At 62.3% G+C, this 1,349-nt stretch carries 2 protein-coding genes; both read right to left on the bottom strand.

Features of this window, described 5'->3' with window-relative positions; all coding sequences use genetic code 11:
• Positions 1-366: 366 nt before the first annotated feature.
• Entirely contained in the window at positions 367-867 is a 501-nt protein-coding gene (locus B347_RS0105570; RefSeq protein ID WP_000376623.1) for a GNAT family N-acetyltransferase, read from the bottom strand.
• A 127-nt stretch (positions 868-994) separates the two neighbouring features.
• Positions 995-1,349 (bottom strand): dihydropteroate synthase (locus tag B347_RS0105565; RefSeq protein WP_019408717.1); only part of this gene is annotated, 355 nt, incomplete at its 5' end.

The raw sequence follows: 1,349 nt of genomic DNA, 5'->3' as shown, positions 1-1,349 counted from the left end.
CATTACGCCCAATCAACTGGTGCAGTCGTCTTCTGAAAATGACATTTGGTATCTCTCATAAACGGATGTTTTTGAGAGAACTATCTTCGGCCTTCACACGCACGAAAGGCGGCGAAGCTCCGCCGTTAATCCGTCCGCCGGAGATCTCGCCCAGGCAGGCTGAAGGCCGAGCAAGCCTGACAGGCCCGAAAAGCCCGGCACGGGCGTCGGCGGCGATGACGGCGGCGGCATTATCCAGGGTTGATGATGGAAGTGGAGGATATCGACAACCTCTCGCGCAACCAAGACATCGCGGTCGGACTGCAAGTGATCTTGAAGCCACGGGCCCGTCCCACCCCGACATGGACCTCGATGCCCGAACGGACGTTAGATTTCGAGTTCTAGGCGTTCTGCGATGAAGGTTGGATCCCAGCCGGGATTGAAAGTGTCGACGTGGGTGAATCCGAGCCGCTCGTATAGGCCACGCAGGTTCGGGTGGCAGTCGAGCCGCAGCTTGGCGCACCCCTGCGTTCGCGCGGCATGGCGGCAAGCCTCGATCAGCGCGGAGCTGACACCCCGGCCCGCATGTGTCCGTCGCACCGCGAGCTTGTGCAGATATGCGGCCTCCCCCTTGAGGGCGTCGGGCCAGAACTCGGGATCCTCGGCCGACAAGGTGCAACAGCCGACGATGCCGTCGCTGCAACTCGCGACTAGGAGCTCGGATCTCAGGACGAAGGTCTCCGCGAATGTCCGGTCGATCCGCGCGACGTCCCAGGCGGGCGTTCCCTTGGCGGACATCCACGCCGCAGCGTCGTGCATCAGCCGCACAACCTCGTCGATATCACCCGAGCAGGCGACCCGAACGTTCGGAGGCTCCTCGCTGTCCATTCGCTCCCCTGGCGCGGTATGAACCGCCGCCTCATAGTGCAGTTTGATCCTGACGAGCCCAGCATGTCTGCGCCCACCTTCGCGGAACCTGACCAGGGTCCGCTAGCGGGCGGCCGGAAGGTGAATGCTAGGCATGATCTAACCCTCGGTCTCTGGCGTCGCGACTGCGAAATTTCGCGAGGGTTTCCGAGAAGGTGATTGCGCTTCGCAGATCTCCAGGCGCGTGGGTGCGGACGTAGTCAGCGCCATTGCCGATCGCGTGAAGTTCCGCCGCAAGGCTCGCTGGACCCAGATCCTTTACAGGAAGGCCAACGGTGGCGCCCAAGAAGGATTTCCGCGACACCGAGACCAATAGCGGAAGCCCCAACGCCGACTTCAGCTTTTGAAGGTTCGACAGCACGTGCAGCGATGTTTCCGGTGCGGGGCTCAAGAAAAATCCCATCCCCGGATCGAGGATGAGCCGGTCGGCAGCGACCCCGCTC

Source organism: Pseudomonas psychrophila HA-4, from assembly GCF_000282975.1.
In the GTDB taxonomy this organism is placed as follows: domain Bacteria; phylum Pseudomonadota; class Gammaproteobacteria; order Pseudomonadales; family Pseudomonadaceae; genus Aquipseudomonas; species Aquipseudomonas psychrophila_A.
The sequence above is the reverse complement of the archived record's forward strand: the minus strand, read 5'-3'. Positions and strand labels throughout refer to the sequence as shown.

Excerpts from the sequence above, each read along its gene's own strand:
- B347_RS0105570 (WP_000376623.1), bottom strand. The coding sequence starts at position 867 with ATGGACAGCGAGGAGCCTCCGAACGTTCGGGTCGCCTGCTCGGGTGAT.